Raw genomic sequence first — 17,595 nt, 5'->3', positions numbered from 1 at the left:
GGAAGAATGCAGCAGCGTGTCTGTTTCAATTTTCAGCTTGTTCCGGATTGTTAAAGAGCAAATATCTCAAACGTGACTTAACAGTCATTTTTGAGATATTAATCGGTAACGCCTTTCACTCATTACCAGCAGGTGGCGTCCCTTAGGGGATTCGAACCCCTGTTACCGCCGTGAAAGGGCGGTGTCCTGGGCCTCTAGACGAAAGGGACTTCGCTTTCGCAGACAACCCTGCTTCTTTACTTTCTATCAGACAATCTGTGTGAGCACGCGAGGTTGTATCTTGCAGGTAAGGAGGTGATCCAACCGCAGGTTCCCCTACGGTTACCTTGTTACGACTTCACCCCAGTCATGAATCACAAAGTGGTAAGCGCCCTCCCGAAGGTTAAGCTACCTACTTCTTTTGCAACCCACTCCCATGGTGTGACGGGCGGTGTGTACAAGGCCCGGGAACGTATTCACCGTGGCATTCTGATCCACGATTACTAGCGATTCCGACTTCATGGAGTCGAGTTGCAGACTCCAATCCGGACTACGACGCACTTTATGAGGTCCGCTTGCTCTCGCGAGGTCGCTTCTCTTTGTATGCGCCATTGTAGCACGTGTGTAGCCCTGGTCGTAAGGGCCATGATGACTTGACGTCATCCCCACCTTCCTCCGGTTTATCACCGGCAGTCTCCTTTGAGTTCCCACCATCACGTGCTGGCAACAAAGGATAAGGGTTGCGCTCGTTGCGGGACTTAACCCAACATTTCACAACACGAGCTGACGACAGCCATGCAGCACCTGTCTCAGAGCTCCCGAAGGCACTCCCGCATCTCTGCAGGATTCTCTGGATGTCAAGACCAGGTAAGGTTCTTCGCGTTGCATCGAATTAAACCACATGCTCCACCGCTTGTGCGGGCCCCCGTCAATTCATTTGAGTTTTAACCTTGCGGCCGTACTCCCCAGGCGGTCGACTTAACGCGTTAGCTCCGGAAGCCACGCCTCAAGGGCACAACCTCCAAGTCGACATCGTTTACGGCGTGGACTACCAGGGTATCTAATCCTGTTTGCTCCCCACGCTTTCGCACCTGAGCGTCAGTCTTCGTCCAGGGGGCCGCCTTCGCCACCGGTATTCCTCCAGATCTCTACGCATTTCACCGCTACACCTGGAATTCTACCCCCCTCTACGAGACTCAAGCCTGCCAGTTTCGGATGCAGTTCCCAGGTTGAGCCCGGGGATTTCACATCCGACTTGACAGACCGCCTGCGTGCGCTTTACGCCCAGTAATTCCGATTAACGCTTGCACCCTCCGTATTACCGCGGCTGCTGGCACGGAGTTAGCCGGTGCTTCTTCTGCGAGTAACGTCAATGGCCAAGGTTATTAACCTTAACCCCTTCCTCCTCGCTGAAAGTACTTTACAACCCGAAGGCCTTCTTCATACACGCGGCATGGCTGCATCAGGCTTGCGCCCATTGTGCAATATTCCCCACTGCTGCCTCCCGTAGGAGTCTGGACCGTGTCTCAGTTCCAGTGTGGCTGGTCATCCTCTCAGACCAGCTAGGGATCGTCGCCTAGGTGAGCCGTTACCCCACCTACTAGCTAATCCCATCTGGGCACATCTGATGGCATGAGGCCCGAAGGTCCCCCACTTTGGTCTTGCGACGTTATGCGGTATTAGCTACCGTTTCCAGTAGTTATCCCCCTCCATCAGGCAGTTTCCCAGACATTACTCACCCGTCCGCCACTCGTCAGCAAAGCAGCAAGCTGCTTTCTGTTACCGTTCGACTTGCATGTGTTAGGCCTGCCGCCAGCGTTCAATCTGAGCCATGATCAAACTCTTCAATTAAAGTTTGATGCTCAAAGAATTAAACTGTTAGTTCGTAATGAATTAACTGTTGTTCACTTGAGACTTGATATTCGTTTATCGTCCGAAGACGTTAAGATATCAGTGCCCCGAGTGCCCACACAGATTGTCTGATAAATTGTTAAAGAGCGGTGCGACGCGGCCTTCAGCCTGCTGTCGCGAGGTGGCGTATATTACGCTTTCCTCTTTCAGAGTCAAGCGTTTATTTTCGCTTTCGTCTGCCTGACGGGCCGGCTCGTTTGCCGTTGTGCCGTGTCAGTGGAGGCGCATTATAGGGAGTAATCAGAATCTGACAAGAGGTAATTTGAAAAAAGTTTTTAAGCGCGGTTTTTTTCACCATTTATCGCGTAAAACCGCCATACAGCCTGTTATTTGCCGTTTTTTGCATCAGATCGGGCCCTGCGGTGGCATACTCTTAGCGTTGTACAGCTAAAGGAATTGCCATTATGTCGTTACTGGCGCATCAACAGGCGGCCCAAAAAAACCTTTCTTATGTCCTGGCAGAAAAACTGGCGCAACGCATCCTTAAAGGCGACGTTAAGCCCGGCGAGATTTTACCTGGCGAAATGGAGCTGGGAGAACAGTTCGGCGTGAGCCGCACGGCGGTAAGGGAAGCCGTGAAAACCTTAACAGCGAAAGGATTGGTTTTGCCGCGCCCGCGTATCGGTACACGTGTGCTGCCCCAGAGTCAGTGGAACTTTCTTGATAAAGAGCTGCTCACCTGGTGGATGGGCATTGAAGATTTCCCTACCGTGGTGAATCATTTCCTGGTTATGCGCCACAGCCTTGAGCCTCAGGCCTGCGCGCTGGCCGCGCTTAACGGCAGCGACGCGCAAAAACAGCAGTTCAAAAACACGCTGGAAGAAATGCAGGCGCTGCAAGTCTCTTTTAACCGCGAACGCTGGATAGAAGTGGACATGGCCTATCACGAGCAAATCTATGAGATGAGCGGTAATCCCTTTATGACCGCTTTCGCAAGCCTGTTCCGCTCAATCTATTACAATTATTTCACGTCGATAACGCACAACCAGGTTATCAAGCCCGAAATTCATCAGGCGATTGCGGACGCTATTATTGCGTCCCGAAGCGATGAGGCGTACCGCGCCTGTCAGGCGCTGCTACAGGCTTCCGCGTCGCCAGGAAAATAACAACAGGATCCGCATGACTAAAAAAGCGCGCAGTATGGCGGGCCTGCCGTGGATAGCGGCGATGGCCTTTTTTATGCAGGCACTGGATGCCACCATTCTCAACACCGCCCTGCCAGCCATTGCTCAAAGCCTTAACCGTTCTCCGCTGGCGATGCAGTCAGCGATTATCAGTTACACCCTGACGGTCGCGATGCTTATCCCCGTCAGCGGCTGGCTGGCCGACCGCTTCGGCACCCGCCGCGTTTTTATGATCGCCGTTTCTCTCTTTACTTTCGGTTCACTGGCCTGCGCGTTGTCAGGTTCGCTTGGCGAGCTGGTTATCTTTCGTATCGTGCAGGGTATCGGCGGCGCGATGATGATGCCGGTGGCGCGTCTCGCGCTCCTGAGAGCCTATCCCCGCAGCGAACTCCTGCCGGTGCTGAATTTCGTCACGATGCCCGGTCTGGTTGGCCCCATCCTTGGGCCGCTGCTCGGCGGCGTGCTGGTGACCTGGGCAAGCTGGCACTGGATATTCCTGATTAACATCCCGATTGGCGTCGCGGGTCTGTTTTACGCCCGTAAATATATGCCGAACTTCACCACGCCGCGTCGCCGCTTCGATATGCCAGGCTTCTTTCTGTTCGGCCTGAGTCTGGTGCTGTTTTCCAGCGGCATGGAGCTTTTCGGCGAACGCATCGTCGCGACCTGGATTGCTTTGTGCGTGATTATCTGCGGGCTGTTATTGCTGGCCGCCTACATCTGGCACGCCCGCGGTCATAGCGCCCCGCTGATCTCGCTCTCCCTGTTTAAGACGCGCACCTTTTCCGTTGGCATTGCCGGGAATATTGCCTCCCGCCTCGGCACCGGCTGCGTGCCGTTCCTGATGCCGCTGATGCTACAGGTGGGGTTTGGCTATCCGGCGTTTATCGCAGGCTGCATGATGGCGCCGACGGCGGTCGGTTCGATTATCGCTAAATCAGGCGTAACGCAGGTGCTGCGCTGGTTCGGGTATCGTAAAACGCTGGTAGGCGTCACTCTGTTTATCGGGCTGATGATTGCGCAGTTTTCGCTGCAGTCGCCGGATAACCAGGTCTGGCTGCTGATCCTGCCGCTGTTTGTCCTGGGCCTCGCCATGTCCACGCAGTTCACTGCGATGAACACCATTACGCTTGCGGATCTCACAGATGAAAGCGCCAGCGGCGGCAACAGTATGCTGGCGGTAACGCAGCAGTTGTCGATAAGCCTTGGGGTGGCCGTCAGCGCGGCGGTGCTGCGCTTCTATGAAGGGTTTGATAACGCCAACACCGTCGAGCAGTTCCACTACACCTTTATTACAATGGGCGTCATTACCGTGGTGTCATCGCTGGTCTTTATGCTGTTGCGTCCTAAAGATGGCCGCAACCTGATCAAAGAGCGCCACAAGGCTTAAGCCGAGCCGCGCTCCATCAGCACCGGCGTCAGTTGCAGGCGCTGCTGCTGGAGCTCCGGCTGCGCCATGCGATGGATGAGCACGTCGATGGCGAGCTCGCCCAGTTCATCTTTAGGTTGATGGATAGTAGTCAGCGGCGGAGTCATATAGCGTGCCAGTTCAATATCGTCGTACCCCACCAGCGCGATATCCTGCGGAATGCGCAGCCCGGCCTGGTAGAGCGCCTGATAGGCGCCGACCGCCATGGCATCGTTACCCATAAATACGGCTTGCGGCGGTTCGGGCAGTGCCAGTAGCGACTGCATCGCTCGCAGGCCGCCCGCAAATTCAAAGTCGCCAATGACTTCATAACCTTCCGGCACCGGCAGACCTGCGCGCCGCATCGCGGTGCGATAGCCTTCCAGACGCTGACGCGCCGGCGTCTTGTCCAGCGGGCCGGTCACGCAGGCGATTCGCGTAAAACCTTTTTCAATAAGATGCCGCGTGGCGATATCACCGCCCAGCAGCGAGTTATCCTGTATTACATCGCTGTCGCCGTCGAAGGGCGACCAGTCCATCATCACCGTCGGGATCGCCGGGTAGCGCGTCATAATCGCGGGCGAAGGCTGGTGCGTTTCGGTGCAGAGCAGTAACAAGCCGTCGACGCGCTTTTGCAGCAGCGTTTCCAGGTTGCGGTTCATCCGCTGTTCGTCGCCTTCGGTATTACACAACACCAGGCTGTAGCCGCGCTCAAAGCAGCTGCGCTCCACACCGCGCACCAGCTCGGAATAAAAGGGGTTGGAGCTTGCGGTGATCAGCATGCCGATGGTACGCGTCTGATTCAGCTTCAGGCTGCGCGCCAGCGCTGACGGCGCGTAATTCAGCGTTCGGACGGCATCTTCCACCCGCACACGAATGGCGTCGCTGACGAAGCGGTCTTTATTAATGACGTGCGAAACGGTTGAGGTGGAGACACCCGCAAGGCGGGCGACATCTTTCATTGTCGCCACGATGGCTTACCCCTGCTGCTGTAAGAAGGCGTCGATCTCGTCACGCCAGGGAACGGAAGGCTGCGCGCCGGGGCGCGTCACGGCAATCGCGGCGGCGGCATGAGCGAAGCGGATAGCGTTAAGCATCGGCGTACCTTCCAGCAATGCGGTGACCAGCGCGCCGTTAAAGGTATCACCCGCAGCAATGGTATCGACGGCCTTTACGCTAAAGCCGGGCACGCGCTGCCCTTCACCATTAATGCTAAGCCATACGCCGCGGCTGCCGAGCGTGATAATCACCGTTTCAATGCCTTTCTGATGCAAAACAGCGGCAGCCTGCGCGGCGCTCTCATCATGAGCGACCTTCACGCCGGTCAGTTTTTCCGCTTCGGTTTCATTCGGGGTAATGATGTCCACCAGCGCCAGCAGCTCATCGGAAAGCACGCGGGCGGGTGCCGGGTTAAGGATAACGGTAGTCTGGTGTTCATGTGCGATACGCGCCGCTGCGATAACGCTTTCCACCGGCGATTCCAGCTGCATCAGCAGCGCGCGGGCGTTGGCGATTTTCTCCCGCTGTGCTTCAACACGCGCCGGCGTTAGCGCCGCGTTCGCGCCCGCATGAATGCCGATGACGTTTTCACCTTCACCATTGACGAAAATCAGCGCCACACCGGTCGATTCGCCAGTGACGGCGCTGATGGGAGAAACATCGATATTATCGCGTGAGAGCTGCTGGCGAATGCGCTCGCCGATATCATCCTCGCCCACGCAGGCGATAAACGCGATATCCGCGCCGCTGCGCCCGGCCGCCACGGCCTGGTTGGCGCCTTTGCCGCCGAACGCCACCTGATACTGACTGCCGGTCACGGTTTCGCCCGGGGTGGGAAAGGCTTCGAGGTTAAGGATGTGATCGGCATTAATGCTACCGAGGACGACGAGGTTGCCAGCGCTTTTCATGTGAGTGTTCCTGTAAAGGCGCCACGTCCTGTGGCGCATTGCCCTGCTTTTCTTTTTTATGCGTGGTTTTATTGGATAACCAGCTTCAGGTCCACCGGAATACGGGCGCGAACTTTCTCGCCTTTCAGCACTTTATCCGCGGTCTGTACGCCGATAACGCCGATCTGCTCCGGCTGCTGAGCGACGGTCGCGCTCATCTTACCATCCTGAACCGCTTTCACGCCGTCAGCCGTGCCGTCGAAGCCCACTACCATGACATCGGTTTTACCGGCGGTCTGCAACGCGCGCAGCGCGCCCAGGGCCATTTCGTCGTTTTGCGCGAAGACGGCTTTCACGTCAGGGTGCGCGGTCAGCAGATTCTGCATTACGTTCAGACCTTTAGTACGGTCGAAATCCGCCGGCTGGCTGGCCAGCACGTTCAGCTTATGCGCATCCACAGCCTGCTTAAAGCCTTCGCCACGCTCGCGCGCAGCAGAGGTGCCGGCGATACCCTGCAACTCGATAACTTTCGCGCCGTCACCGGCTTTTTTCGCAATATAGTTACCGGCAATTTTACCGCCTGCGATGTTATCAGATGCAATGTGGCTGACTACGTCGCCTTTCGCCGCCATACGGTCCAGTGTGATAACCGGGATTTTCGCCTGGTTTGCCATCTTCACGGCGTTGCCTACGGCGTCAGAATCGGTCGGGTTGATCAGTACCAGTTTGGTGCCGCGAACGGTCAGGTCCTGCACGTTCGCCAGCTCTTTCGCCGGGTTGTTCTGAGAATCCAGCACCACCAGATCGTAACCCAGTTTTTCCGCTTCTTTCTGCGCGCCATCTTTCAGCGACACAAAGAACGGGTTGTTCAGCGTTGAAACGACCAGAGCGATGGTGTCTTTCGCCATCGCGTTGGCGCTGACGGTCGCGCTTAACGCAACGGCGGAAACCAGTGTAGCCAGCTTTTTCATATTCATAATCAGATGTCCTGTTGAGTAATGAGTTACTGCTTTTTGTTATCCACCAGCACCGCCAGCAAAATGACCACAGCTTTGACGATCATCTGGTAGTAGGGAGAAACACCTAAAAGATTCAGGCTATTATTCAGGAAACCGAGGATCAGCGCGCCGATCAGCGTCCCAACAATGCGACCTTTACCGCCCGCCAGACTGGTGCCGCCAAGCACGACTGCCGCGATGGCGTCCAGTTCATAGCCCACGCCCGCCAGCGGCTGCGCCGAAGAGAGACGCGCCACTTCAATCACGCCCGCGAGCGACGCCAGCAGACCGGAGAGCGAATAAACAATAATCTTGATTTTGTTAACGCTGATACCCGACAGGCGCGTCGCCGCTTCGTTGCCGCCCAGCGCGTAAATGTACCGGCCCAGACGGGTGTGATGCAGCACATACAAGGTCACCAGAAACACCAGCGCCATGATCCATACCGGCGTTGGGATGCCGAGCGGACGGCCAATGCCGAACCAGCCAAACAGGTCGCCATTTTCGTTAAAGCCAGTGCTGACAGGGCTGCCGTTGGTGTATTCAAGCGTCACCCCGCGCAGCAACAGCATCATCACCAGCGTGGCGATAAACGCCTGCACGCGGCCTTTCGCCACGATCGCGCCGGTTACCGCGCCGATAGCCGCGCCAAGCGCGAGGGCGGCGGCCACCGCCACCAGCGCGTTGACCTCAATACCGACGAGCGAGGCGGCAACCGCCCCGGTTAACGCCAGCAGGGAACCGACGGACAGATCGATACCCGAGGTGAGGATCACCAGCGTCATTCCGACCGCCATGATGGCGTTCACTGAGGTCTGCTGGAGAATGTTGAGCAGGTTATTAACGGTAAAGAAATTGGGGCTCAGGGTGGAGACAATCGCAATCAGCACCAGCAGGGCTATCAGCGACTTCTGCTCCATCAGCCACGCTTTTGTGAAAAAGCGACGAGTCGCAACGGTCTGGGTAGTCATACGTCTTTTACTCCTGGGTCACGCGATTGAGCTTGCCGACAGCCGCCGCCATCAGCAGTTCCTGGGTGGCCTGCTCGCGTGTGAATTCACCGCCGAGATGCCCTTCATGCATCACCATGATGCGATCGCTCATCCCCAGCACTTCCGGCATCTCCGAGGAGACCAGGATGATGCTCAGCCCTTCGGCTTTGAACTGGTTAATGAGCTGATAAATTTCTTTTTTGGCGCCGACGTCCACGCCGCGTGTCGGTTCATCAAGGATCAGCACTTTCGGGCGCGTCATTAATCCGCGGGCGATCGCCACTTTCTGCTGGTTGCCGCCAGACAGCAGACCGATGGCCTGATCCATTGAGGGCGTTTTCACGTTAAAAAGGCGGATAAAATCGCTCACGGCCTGCTGTTCGTCTTTATGCTTCAGACTGCCGACATCGCGGCTGAAATAGCGCAGTGCGGTCAGCGACATGTTTTCTTTCACCGACATGCCGAGCACCAGCCCGTCGCGCTTACGATCCTCGGAAATATAAACGATGCCGTTCGCCAGACCATCCTGCGGCGAGCGCGTCACCACGTCGCGGTTATCCAGCGTGACGCTGCCGCTCGTGCGCGGCAGCGCGCCGTACAGCACTTTCATCAGTTCGGTTCGCCCGGCGCCCATCAGCCCGGACACGCCCAGAATTTCTCCCCGGCGCAGCGTAAAGCTCACGCCGTTCACGCCAGGGCCGCTCAGGTTGTCGACTTTCAGGCGGATCTCGCCCGGCGCTTTGTCGAGATGGGGGTACTGATCTTCCAGCTTACGGCCGACCATCATTTCGATAAGCGTCTCTTCCGTCAGGGAACTGACTTCACGCTCGGCGATAAACTGGCCGTCACGCATGACCGTCACGTCATCGCAGATCTCAAAAATCTCTTTCATGCGGTGAGAGATATAAACGATGCCGCATCCCTGCGCTTTTAGCTCGCGGATGGCGCGGAACAGGGAATCCGTTTCGGTATCGGTCAGCGCGTCGGTCGGCTCATCCATGATGATGACTTTCGACTCAAAGCTCAGCACCTTAGCGATTTCCACCATCTGCTGATCGCCAATCGACAGTTCGCCCACCAGACGGCGGCTGTTAAAACGCAGGTTGAGCTTCGCCAGCAGTTTATCCGCCTCGGCATACATTCTTTTCCAGTCGATTTTGCCAAAGCGGCTGACAAACTCGCGCCCCAGAAAGATATTCTCCGCAATGGAGAGTTGCGGGATCAGGTTTAACTCCTGATGAATGATGCCGATACCGGCTTCCTGGGAGGCTTTCGGGCCGCTGAAGGCGGTCTCCTGACCAAGCCAGACCAGCGAGCCGGCGTCACGGGTATAAATACCGGTGAGCACTTTCATCAGCGTGGATTTACCGGCGCCGTTTTCTCCCACCAGCGCCATAACGCGCCCGGCATAGACGTTCAGCGTCGCGCCAGAGAGCGCCTTAACGCCGGGGAAGGATTTATCGATGCCTTTAAGCTGGAGTAATGGTTGCATGACGGCCTCAGAACGTGACGCCGGCGCAGAGAATGATATTCGCAAACGGGGAACACTCCCCGCTGCGAATGACCGCCTGACTGTCTGCGGTTTTTTGTTTGAACTGTTCATGGGTAACGTAATGAACAGCGATGGTATTTCCCTGGTGCTGCTGCAGCTGCCCGATATGGCCGAGCAACGTTTCGTGGAGCTGCGGATTATGCTGTTTAATCTCTTCTGCAAGGATTGCCGCTTCTACCTGCATTTCACGTGTCACGACATCAACGACCTGTAAAAAACCCGGCACGCCCTGGGTCAGCGCGAGATCGATACGTTCAGTCGTGGACGGGATCGGCAACCCGGCGTCGCACACCACAATGGTGTCGGTGTGGCCAAGACGCGAGATGACGGATGAAATGCCGGAATGAAGAACGGTGCCTTTTTTCATTTTATGCTCCATTAGCGAAACGTTTCGCTGATGGGGAGTTTATCCGGCAGAAAGAACAATAAACAAACATCACGTAACGAAACTGTGATCGTCATCGAAACGTTTCGCTTAAGGTAAAAAAGCGCGCGCGTTCGCCCATAAAAAAACGCCTTCCGGTGGCCGGAAGGCGTTTCGCTTAAGGATTAAATCTCTACCTGCGTTCCCAGTTCGATAACACGGTTAGGCGGGATCTCAAACTGATCCGGCGCCCGAAGCGCGTTGCGCTGTAGCAGCAGGAATAGCTTGCCGCGCAGGCGTAAATACCAGGGCCGCTTGTCGCCGATAATGAGCGACTCATGCGACATAAAGAAGGAGGTTTCCATCATCCGGCAGCTTAATCCCTCAAGCCCGCAGCGGTGGAACACCTCTTCCACATTCGGCGTTTCACGCCAGCCGTAGCTCGCCACCACGCGCCAGAACGTCGGCGACAGCTGTTCGAGCGTCACGCGTTTGACGTTATGAACGTAAGGCGCGTCTTCGGTACGCAGCGTCAGGAGGATCACACGTTCGTGCAGCACTTTGTTGTGCTTGAGGTTATGCAACAGCGCGAACGGAATAACGTTCAGCGCGCGGGACATATACACTGCCGTGCCCGGCACGCGAACCGGCGGCGATTTCTCCAGCGAGGTAATCATTGCATCGAGCGAATTGCCATGCTCGTGCATCCGGCGCAGCAGGCGGAAACGCTCGCTTTTCCAGGTCGTCATAATGATGAACATTACCAGACCCAGGCTTAACGGCAGCCAGCCGCCGGAGAAGAGTTTTTCAAGGTTCGCCGAGAAAAGCGGCACATCGACGCACATAAACGCCACCAGCATCAGCCCCACCAGAATGCGGTTCCAGTGCCAGTTTTTACGCGCTACGGTAGTAAAGAGAATCGAGGTCAGCACCATCGTGCCGGTTACTGCGATACCGTAAGCCGCCGCAAGATTACTGGAGTGCTCGAAGCTGACGATAACAATCACCACGGCGAAATAGAGCATCCAGTTCACCACCGGAATATAGATCTGGCCCGATTCCATTTCCGATGTGTGAATAATGCGCATCGGCGACAGATACCCCAGACGCACCGCCTGACGGGTCAGGGAAAAGACGCCGGAAATCACCGCCTGCGAAGCGATAACCGTCGCGAGCGTCGCAAGGATGAGCATCGGGATAAGCGCCCAGTCCGGCGCCAGCAGGAAGAACGGGTTCTTGATAGCCTCCGGCGTTTTCAGCAGCAGCGCGCCCTGGCCGAAGTAGTTCAGCACCAGCGACGGCAGCACCACGGAGAACCACGCTACGCGGATAGGCAGTTTGCCGAAGTGCCCCATATCGGCATACAGCGCTTCCACGCCGGTAATCGACAATACCACAGCCCCGAGTGCGGCAAACGAGACGGCTTTATATTCCAGGAAGAAATGCACCGCCCAGGCCGGGTTCAGCGCCTGTAGCACTTCCGGGTTGCCCATAATGCCCCGCGCGCCCAATACGGCCAGGATCAAAAACCAGGCGAGCATAATTGGCGCGAAGAGTTTCCCCACCATGCCGGTGCCGTGCTTCTGAATAATAAACAGCAGCGTCAGCACGACAATCGAGAGCGGAACGATATAAGGATCCAGCGAAGGCGCGGCGATTTCCAGACCTTCTATGGCCGACATCACTGAAATAGCAGGCGTAATCACCACCTCGCCATAAAAGAAACTGCCGCCGATAAGCCCGAGGATCACCAGCACCGACGTCATGCGCGCCGAGGTATTGCGACCGGCAAGCGACATCAGCGTCAGAATACCGCCTTCGCCGGCGTTATCCGCGCGCATCACGAACGTCAGGTATTTAAAGGAGACAACAAAAACCAACAGCCAGAAAATTAATGAAAGAAAGCCAAAAACAGCGTCCCGTTCCACGCCAAACCCAAACTGACCGGAAAGACACTCTCGTAACGTATAAAGCGGACTGGTGCCGATATCGCCGTACACCACCCCGATGGCCGCCAGCGTAATCGCAGGCAACGATTGCTTATTCTCAGTGCTCATAGACTAGTCTTCGTTGAAATCCCGTGTGCGCTTAGTCCCTTGGCCCACAAAAAGCGCACAGTATGCACGATTCGTTAAAAAATCGTACCCCTCAATCACCGACTCTTTACCCAAATCAAGCCAAATAGATAATGGCATCAATCCATTATCAGCATGAATATGAAACGTCTATACTCGCACCAGAAACCAGGCGGCGTAGTCAGAATGCAGAGTAACTATTATGGCTCAACCCAATTTATTGGCGGAAAGAATTTCACGTCTCAGCGCAGCGCTGGAAAAAGGGCTGTTTGAACGCAGCCACGCTATCCGTATGTGCCTGCTGGCGGCGCTGAGCGGCGAGAGCGTCTTTTTACTCGGCCCGCCCGGCATTGCCAAAAGCCTGATCGCCCGACGGCTGAAATTCGCGTTCCAGCACGCCCGTGCTTTTGAATATCTGATGACGCGATTCTCCACGCCGGAAGAAGTGTTCGGGCCGCTCTCCATTCAGGCTTTAAAAGATGAAGGCCGTTATGAACGTCTGACGGCGGGTTATCTGCCGGAGGCGGAAATCGTGTTTCTGGATGAAATCTGGAAAGCTGGCCCGGCTATCCTGAACACCCTGCTGACCGCCATTAACGAACGTCGCTTTCGCAACGGCGCGCATGAGGAAAAAATCCCGATGCGCCTGCTGGTCACCGCCTCCAACGAACTGCCGGAAGCGGACAGCAGCCTTGAGGCGCTCTATGACCGTATGCTGATTCGCCTGTGGCTTGATCGGGTGCAGGAGAAAAACAGCTTTCGCGCGATGCTGGTCAGCCAGCAGGACGAAAATGAAAACCCGGTGCCGCCGGGGCTACAGGTCAGCGATGACGAGTATCAGCAATGGCAGACCAGTATCAGCAACGTCAAACTGCCGGACCCGGTATTCGAGCTGATATTCACCCTGCGCCAGCAGCTTGATGCGCAGGCGAACGCGCCGTATGTCTCCGATCGTCGCTGGAAGAAAGCTATCCGCCTGTTGCAGGCCAGCGCCTTTTTCAGCGGTCGCGACGCCGTGGCACCCATCGACCTCATCCTGCTGAAAGATTGCCTGTGGCATGATGCCAGCGCGATGTCATTAATGCAGCAGCAAATAGCGTTGCTGATGACCTCCCATGCCTGGGGACAGCATGCGATGCTCAGCCGTCTGGGCGCTATTACCCAGCGCCGGATGCAGTTAGAGCAGCAGCACAGCGATAAAACGGCGCTGCGCCTTGAGAAGCAAAGCGGCATGTTCAGCCGCCGCCCGCAATACCAGTTGCCTGCGAACCTCACGGAGCCAACATTAACGCTGCTGCTGCAAAAGCCGCTTAAGCTGCATGATATCGACGTTATCCATGTGGCCTTTGCGAGAGAGGCGCTGGAAACGTGGCTGCAAAAAGGCGGCGAGATCCGCGGCAAGCTGAACGGTATCGGCTTCGCCCAGGCCCTGAATCTGGAAGTGGACGCCAGCCAGCATCTGGTATTGCGCGACGTAAGCCTTCAGGGCACGCGGCTGTCGCTGCCGGGCGCGGCCTCAACGAGCGGCCTGCCGGAGGAGATTAAACAGCAGCTGGAAGAGCTGGATAACGAGTGGCATCTGCAACACTCGCGCTTCAGCGAACAGCAAAAATGCCTGTTTGTTGAAAGCGACTGGTTAGGGCGCATTGAGGCCAGCCTCCAGGATGTGGGCGAGCAGATTAAACAGGCGCGCCAATGCTGACAGCGGATTCACTGAATCTCATTCTGGCTATCAGTGAAGGCGAGATGATTGAAGAGATCGTGATTGCGCTGCTGGCCTCGCCGCAACTGGCGGTATTTTTTGAAAAGTTTCCCAGACTTAAACATGCGCTGACGCAGGATATTCCGCGCTGGCGCGAACAGCTCAAAACCCGGCTGAAAGAGGCGCACGTGCCGCCGGAACTGGAAGAAGAGGTGATCGGCTATCAGAAAAGCCAGCTTCTCTCTACCAGCCAGTTTATCGTCCAGCTGCCGCAAATCAGCGCGCTGCTTAGCCGCCTCGGCTCGCCCTTTGCCGAGCAGGCTGCCCGCCTTATCGCCGATAACCCCCATTTCACACCTGCCCTGCATACGCTGTTTTTGCAACGCTGGCGGCTGAGCCTGGTCGTACAGGCCACCACTTTTAATCAGCAATTGCTGGAAGAGGAGCGGGAACAACTGTTGAGCGAAGTGCAGGAGCGTATGACCCTGAGCGGCCAGCTCGAACAGGTGCTGGTGGAGAACGAGCATTCCGCCGGGCGGCTCTGGGACATGAGCGACGGCAAGCTGCGGCGCGGCGATTATCAGCTCATCGTGAAATATGGGGACTTCCTGGCCAACCAGCCGGAGCTTTTGCAACTCGCCGAACAGCTGGGGCGCTCCCGCGAAGCGAAATCCGTACCGAAAAAAGAAGCGCCGCTGGAAACCTTCCGCACACTGGTACGTGAGCCCGCCTCGGTGCCGGAACAGGTCGATGGCTTACAGCGCAGCGACGACATTCTGCGCCTGCTGCCGCCGGAGCTTGCGACGCTTGGCATTACCGAACTGGAGTATGAGTTTTACCGGCGGCTGGTGGAAAAACAGCTGCTGACCTACCGACTACAGGGCGACGCCTGGCGCGAAAAGGTGATGCAGCGGCCGGTGACGCGACAGGATTACGACGAGCAGCCGCGCGGGCCGTTTATCGTCTGCGTCGACACCTCAGGCTCGATGGGCGGCTTTAACGAACAATGCGCCAAAGCGTTTTGCCTGGCGCTGATGCGCATTGCGCTCGCGGATAATCGTCGCTGCTTTATTATGCTGTTTTCGAGTGAAGTGGTGCGCTATGAACTGTGCGGGCGGGACGGGATCGAGCAGGCGATCCGCTTTCTGAGTCAGCGCTTTCGCGGCGGCACCGACCTGGCGAGCTGTTTTCGCGCCATCGCCGAAAAACTCCAGGGCGGCGAGTGGTTTGACGCCGATGCGGTGGTGGTTTCCGATTTCATCGCCCAGCGGCTACCGGATGACGTGGTAAGCCAGGTCAAGACGTTACAGCAGATCCATCAGCACCGCTTTCATGCGGTGGCGATGTCTGCTCATGGCAAGCCCGGTATCATGCGCATTTTCGATCATATCTGGCGCTTTGATACCGGGATGCGCAGCCGTCTGGTGCGCCGGTTACGACGCTGACGTTACAGCAGTTCGGCAACCGCGGCCTGCACCTGCTCCGGCCATACGCCGCACTGCACCTGACCGATATGCGGCAGTTGCAACAACAGCATGGTCAGACGCGACTGCCCGATACCGCCGCCGATTGTCTGCGGCATCTCACCGTTGAGCAGCGCCTGATGCCACTCCAGCGCAAGGCGATCCTGATCGCCCGTGAGAGCAAGCTGACGTTTAAGCGCATCGGCATCCACGCGGATCCCCATTGAGGAGATCTCAAACGCGTCTTCCAGCTGCGGGTTCCAGACCAGAATATCACCGTTAAGCCCCGCGAAACCGCCTTCGGTCGGCGTTGTCCAGTCATCATAATCCGGCGCGCGTACGTCGTGGCGTTTGCCGTCGGCGAGCTTACCGCCAATGCCAATCAGGAAGACCGCGCCAAGCTCCTTCGCTATCGCGCGCTCGCGACCTTTCGCATCCAGTTCAGGGAAACGGCGTTGCAGGGTTTCGCTGTGCACAAAGTGGATGGCGTCTGGCAGAAACGGCGTCAGGCCAAAGCGCTCCGCCGCCGCGAGCTCGGTCGCCTTGATAGCCGACCAGATGCTTTCCACCGTCTGCTTCAGCGTGCCGAGGTGACGCTCACCGTCGCCCATCACGCGCTCCCAGTCCCACTGATCCACATACACAGAGTGTACCGGCGAGAGCCTGTCTTCATCCGGGCGCAGCGCTTTCATATGCGTGTAGAGCCCTTCACCAGCGCTGAAGTCGTGCTGGCCTAGCGTTTTACGCTTCCATTTCGCCAGCGAATGGACGACCTCAAACTGCGCCTGCGGCAGCGTTTTGACATTGACCTGTACCGCTTTCTCACAGCCGGAAAGGTTATCCTGCGTCCCGTCGCCGACACGGCTGAGGATCGGCGCCTGAACTTCAAGCAGGCCGAGTTTTTCCTCAAGCTGGCGGGAAAAGTGGGCTTTTACAAAGCTAATCTGACGCTGGCGAGTGATGTATGCGGTTTTCATTATCGGGGGCTCCTGTACCTCTGTTGCTTTTGATTAAGCAATAAAAAAGGGGTTACATTCAATAATCCTCAATAAAAAAGGCCAATCACATTTTAATTCGGTAATATAGGCGGTATAAAAATGACGATTACTGAATAATTATAAGGAAAACGTATGGAAAATTATCAGATCGATAATCTGGACCGCGGCATTCTGGAGGCGCTGATGGCGAACGCGCGCACCGCCTATGCTGAGCTGGCCAAACAGTTTGGCGTAAGCCCAGGCACCATTCACGTGCGCGTCGAGAAAATGAAGCAGGCGGGAATTATCACTGGCGCGCGTATCGATATCAGTCCGAAACAGCTTGGCTATGACGTCTGCTGCTTTATCGGCATTATCCTCAAGAGCGCGAAGGATTACCCGGCTGCGCTCGAAAAGCTGGAAAGCCTCGATGAAGTTACCGAAGCCTATTACACCACTGGCCACTACAGCATCTTTATTAAGGTCATGTGTCGATCGATAGACGCGTTGCAGCAGGTGCTTATCAACAAGATCCAAACAATTGATGAAATTCAGTCCACCGAGACATTGATCTCGCTGCAGAACCCAATCATGCGTACCATCCGCCCGTGACGGCTATTTTTAATACCCATATTATCCACAGGTAGATCCCAGCCCCTTCACAGCGTACAATACGCGTCGTTTACTCAAGGCGGACATCCATGACAGACATTACCCTGATCAGTGGCAGCACTCTTGGCGGCGCGGAATACGTGGCGGAACACCTGGCTGAAAAGCTGGAAGACGCCGGTTATAGCACCGAAACGCTGCATGGCCCGCTTCTTGACGATCTTAAGCCTGCCGGTATCTGGTTGCTGGTGAGCTCAACGCATGGCGCGGGCGATCTGCCAGACAACCTGCAACCTTTATATGACGCACTGGCTGAACAACGTCCCGATCTCAGTAACGTTCGCTACGGCGCTATCGGTATCGGCAGCCGCGAATACGACACATTTTGCGGCGCTATCGAAAAGCTCGACGTGGTACTGACGGAATGTGGGGCTAAACGCGTCGGCGAACCGCTTAAGATCAACATTCTCGATCATGATATTCCGGAGGATCCGGCGGAAGTGTGGCTGGGATCCTGGAAAAATTTACTCTGATCGGCGGAAAGATCGCCATTCA

At 56.4% G+C, this 17,595-nt stretch carries 14 protein-coding genes, 1 tRNA gene and 1 rRNA gene; 6 read left to right on the top strand and 10 right to left on the bottom strand.

All coding sequences use genetic code 11. The features are described from left to right. Positions 1-133: 133 nt before the first annotated feature. Together BJP61_RS01305 and BJP61_RS01300 are read right to left on the bottom strand one after the other, a co-directional pair. A tRNA-Glu gene (locus tag BJP61_RS01305) sits at positions 134-209 on the bottom strand. Positions 210-287: 78 nt separating this feature from the next. After that, a 16S ribosomal RNA gene (locus BJP61_RS01300) occupies positions 288-1,830 on the bottom strand. A 464-nt stretch (positions 1,831-2,294) separates the two neighbouring features. On the opposite strand from BJP61_RS01300, the gene BJP61_RS01295 reads away from it, so the two are divergent. Together BJP61_RS01295 and mdtD are read left to right on the top strand one after the other, a co-directional pair. Then, positions 2,295-2,996, top strand: coding sequence for a FadR/GntR family transcriptional regulator (locus tag BJP61_RS01295; protein WP_171997674.1), 702 nt, complete (start codon positions 2,295-2,297; stop codon positions 2,994-2,996). A 13-nt stretch (positions 2,997-3,009) separates the two neighbouring features. Continuing rightward, positions 3,010-4,404 (top strand): multidrug transporter subunit MdtD, encoded by a 1,395-nt coding sequence (gene mdtD, locus BJP61_RS01290; RefSeq protein ID WP_171997672.1) that lies wholly within the window; start codon positions 3,010-3,012, stop codon positions 4,402-4,404. On the opposite strand, the gene rbsR is transcribed toward mdtD, so the two are convergent. The 7 genes from rbsR to kup form a co-directional block, all read right to left on the bottom strand. Next, on the bottom strand, positions 4,401-5,393 hold the full coding sequence (gene rbsR / locus BJP61_RS01285; protein WP_161579449.1) for a ribose operon transcriptional repressor RbsR: 993 nt from the start codon (positions 5,391-5,393) through the stop codon (positions 4,401-4,403). The two genes, mdtD and rbsR, sit on opposite strands and share 4 nt — an antisense overlap. A gap of 6 nt (positions 5,394-5,399) precedes the next feature. Beyond that, positions 5,400-6,329 carry a ribokinase gene (rbsK, locus tag BJP61_RS01280; RefSeq protein ID WP_171997671.1) on the bottom strand — a complete coding sequence of 310 codons (930 nt, stop codon included), beginning with the start codon at positions 6,327-6,329 and terminating at the stop codon, positions 5,400-5,402. 68 nt (positions 6,330-6,397) lie between these two features. Continuing rightward, positions 6,398-7,285, bottom strand: a complete 888-nt coding sequence (gene rbsB, locus BJP61_RS01275) for a ribose ABC transporter substrate-binding protein RbsB (protein ID WP_038866444.1) — start codon at positions 7,283-7,285, stop codon at positions 6,398-6,400. Positions 7,286-7,311: 26 nt separating this feature from the next. Further along, on the bottom strand, positions 7,312-8,277 hold the full coding sequence (gene rbsC / locus BJP61_RS01270) for a ribose ABC transporter permease (protein WP_171997669.1): 966 nt from the start codon (positions 8,275-8,277) through the stop codon (positions 7,312-7,314). A 7-nt stretch (positions 8,278-8,284) separates the two neighbouring features. Further along, entirely contained in the window at positions 8,285-9,790 is a 1,506-nt protein-coding gene (gene rbsA, locus BJP61_RS01265; protein ID WP_171997667.1) for a ribose ABC transporter ATP-binding protein RbsA, read from the bottom strand. A gap of 7 nt (positions 9,791-9,797) precedes the next feature. Continuing rightward, positions 9,798-10,217 carry a D-ribose pyranase gene (gene rbsD, locus BJP61_RS01260; protein WP_038866439.1) on the bottom strand — a complete coding sequence of 140 codons (420 nt, stop codon included), beginning with the start codon at positions 10,215-10,217 and terminating at the stop codon, positions 9,798-9,800. Between the two features lie 182 nt (positions 10,218-10,399). Next, complete coding sequence (kup, locus tag BJP61_RS01255) at positions 10,400-12,271, bottom strand: low affinity potassium transporter Kup (RefSeq protein WP_038866437.1); 1,872 nt, start codon at positions 12,269-12,271, stop codon at positions 10,400-10,402. A gap of 220 nt (positions 12,272-12,491) precedes the next feature. On the opposite strand from kup, the gene ravA reads away from it, so the two are divergent. Continuing rightward, positions 12,492-13,991, top strand: coding sequence for an ATPase RavA (ravA, locus tag BJP61_RS01250; RefSeq protein WP_171997665.1), 1,500 nt, complete (start codon positions 12,492-12,494; stop codon positions 13,989-13,991). Further along, positions 13,985-15,436 (top strand): ATPase RavA stimulator ViaA, encoded by a 1,452-nt coding sequence (gene viaA / locus BJP61_RS01245; protein WP_038866432.1) that lies wholly within the window; start codon positions 13,985-13,987, stop codon positions 15,434-15,436. The genes ravA and viaA overlap by 7 nt, the downstream gene beginning before the upstream one ends. 2 nt (positions 15,437-15,438) lie before the next feature. Here viaA and asnA read toward each other — a convergent pair whose 3' ends face one another. Continuing rightward, entirely contained in the window at positions 15,439-16,431 is a 993-nt protein-coding gene (asnA, locus tag BJP61_RS01240) for an aspartate--ammonia ligase (protein ID WP_075192903.1), read from the bottom strand. A gap of 153 nt (positions 16,432-16,584) precedes the next feature. On the opposite strand from asnA, the gene asnC reads away from it, so the two are divergent. Further along, a complete protein-coding gene (asnC, locus tag BJP61_RS01235) occupies positions 16,585-17,043 on the top strand; it encodes a transcriptional regulator AsnC (RefSeq protein WP_004386178.1) in 459 nt (152 codons plus the stop codon). A gap of 89 nt (positions 17,044-17,132) precedes the next feature. Next, positions 17,133-17,573, top strand: a complete 441-nt coding sequence (gene mioC / locus BJP61_RS01230) for an FMN-binding protein MioC (RefSeq protein ID WP_038866428.1) — start codon at positions 17,133-17,135, stop codon at positions 17,571-17,573. Positions 17,574-17,595 lie beyond the last annotated feature (22 nt).

Source organism: Cronobacter sp. JZ38 (assembly GCF_008932145.1).
Taxonomy (GTDB): Bacteria; Pseudomonadota; Gammaproteobacteria; order Enterobacterales; family Enterobacteriaceae; genus Cronobacter; species Cronobacter muytjensii.
Note: the sequence above shows the minus strand (reverse complement) of the source record. Positions and strands in the feature narration are given on the sequence as shown.

Bases quoted from the DNA above. Each gene is read 5' to 3' on its own strand.
- asnA (WP_075192903.1), bottom strand. From the start codon at position 16,431: ATGAAAACCGCATACATCACTCGCCAGCGTCAGATTAGCTTTGTAAAA.
- rbsC (WP_171997669.1), bottom strand. From the start codon at position 8,277: ATGACTACCCAGACCGTTGCGACTCGTCGCTTTTTCACAAAAGCGTGG.
- ravA (WP_171997665.1), top strand. From the start codon at position 12,492: ATGGCTCAACCCAATTTATTGGCGGAAAGAATTTCACGTCTCAGCGCA.
- kup (WP_038866437.1), bottom strand. From the start codon at position 12,271: ATGAGCACTGAGAATAAGCAATCGTTGCCTGCGATTACGCTGGCGGCC.
- viaA (WP_038866432.1), top strand. From the start codon at position 13,985: ATGCTGACAGCGGATTCACTGAATCTCATTCTGGCTATCAGTGAAGGC.
- asnC (WP_004386178.1), top strand. From the start codon at position 16,585: ATGGAAAATTATCAGATCGATAATCTGGACCGCGGCATTCTGGAGGCG.
- BJP61_RS01295 (WP_171997674.1), top strand. From the start codon at position 2,295: ATGTCGTTACTGGCGCATCAACAGGCGGCCCAAAAAAACCTTTCTTAT.
- mdtD (WP_171997672.1), top strand. From the start codon at position 3,010: ATGACTAAAAAAGCGCGCAGTATGGCGGGCCTGCCGTGGATAGCGGCG.
- rbsD (WP_038866439.1), bottom strand. From the start codon at position 10,217: ATGAAAAAAGGCACCGTTCTTCATTCCGGCATTTCATCCGTCATCTCG.
- rbsA (WP_171997667.1), bottom strand. From the start codon at position 9,790: ATGCAACCATTACTCCAGCTTAAAGGCATCGATAAATCCTTCCCCGGC.
- rbsB (WP_038866444.1), bottom strand. From the start codon at position 7,285: ATGAATATGAAAAAGCTGGCTACACTGGTTTCCGCCGTTGCGTTAAGC.
- mioC (WP_038866428.1), top strand. From the start codon at position 17,133: ATGACAGACATTACCCTGATCAGTGGCAGCACTCTTGGCGGCGCGGAA.
- rbsK (WP_171997671.1), bottom strand. From the start codon at position 6,329: ATGAAAAGCGCTGGCAACCTCGTCGTCCTCGGTAGCATTAATGCCGAT.